Below are 1,238 nucleotides of genomic sequence, written 5' to 3' on the forward strand. Positions count from 1 at the left end.
TTGACGGTCTGCGCCTCGTCGCGAAACTCCAACCCGGCCACACCCGTGGGCGTCACGATGCCGGGCGTGCCCTTCAGCGTCATGCCGATGAACGCAACCTTCGCGCCCTGGAAGGACTTGATGCCGTAGGCCGGGAACAAGGTGCGCCCCGTTGCCGTCTCGACGACATTCGCCGACAGCCACTTGAAACGCGCACCGTCGAAGGTGCCCGGTGCGTTGGAGCCCAGGCCCTTGCAGCTGTTCGGATCGGGCAGGCCGCCGGTGACCTTGCAGCCACCGGACTGCAGCCGACGGAGTTCGGCCGAACCCTTGTCGAACTCGTGGTTGCCGACCGCGTTGAACTCGACGCCGATCTTGTTGAGCGTCTCGACCGCGGGCTCGTCGAAGAAGAGGGCGGAGATCAAGGGCGACGCGCCGATGAAATCACCCGCGCCCACCACGACGTTGTTGACGTTCTGAGCCTTCATGCGCGCCACGTAGGCCGCAAGGTATTCGGCGCCGCCCACGGCGGGGCGCTGCGCTGCGGGTACCAGGGTGTTGACGCCGAAGGTGCCGGGCGTCTGCAGGTTCCCGTGGTAGTCGTTGAATCCGATGATCTTCACCTTGATCGGCTCGGGCGGCCGGCCGTGGTGGTCGTTGCCATGGTCGTGATCGTTGTCGTGATCCCGCCCTTTGCCGCGATCGCGATCGTTGTCACGATCACGGTCGTCGTTGCGGCCCCTGTCCTTGTCTGCGCTGTCGGAACTGCGGGACCTGGCATCGGGCTGTGCGTGCGCGGTGCTGACCATCGGTCCGATGCCTGCGGCGACCATCGTCAGCGCGCAGACGAGCGAGAAGCGGTGTTTCGACATGAGATGCCCTCCGGGTTCCTGGATTGCCAACGAGGCGTGGTGAGCACGCGTGTGGCTCACGCAAGAACTATCGAGGCCGACGGTGACGGGGTGGTGACGGCTTGGCGCCGCGGCGCCGGTTCAGGCCAGGATGGCCACGATGCGCGTGAACGACCAGTACGCCGCCATCGTTCCGGTGGCGTAGAGCGAGGCGAGGCGCGCCATCGGCATCGCCGGCATGCCCCGCACCAGACGGTAGACGACCCATGCGGCCGCGACCGTCATCAATTGCCCGATCTCAACGCCGACGTTGAAGGTGAGGAGGGCCGCCCAGAGGTAGTTGTCGGGCAGGCCTATTTCCTTCAATGCGCCCGCAAAGCCGAGCCCATGCACCAGGCCGAAGAGAAA

Annotated in this window: 2 protein-coding genes; both read right to left on the bottom strand. The window is 65.9% G+C overall.

Going from position 1 to position 1,238, the window contains the following annotated elements; all coding sequences use genetic code 11:
• A partial coding sequence (locus tag ACSFBL_RS35600) for a metallophosphoesterase family protein (protein WP_475539802.1) occupies positions 1 to 851 on the bottom strand: 851 nt, incomplete at its 3' end.
• Positions 852 to 971: 120 nt separating this feature from the next.
• The coding region (locus ACSFBL_RS35605) for a HupE/UreJ family protein (RefSeq protein WP_435520502.1) at positions 972 to 1,238 on the bottom strand (267 nt) is incomplete at its 5' end.

It is taken from the genome of Variovorax glacialis (assembly GCF_051216375.1).
Classification (GTDB): domain Bacteria; phylum Pseudomonadota; class Gammaproteobacteria; order Burkholderiales; family Burkholderiaceae_C; genus Variovorax.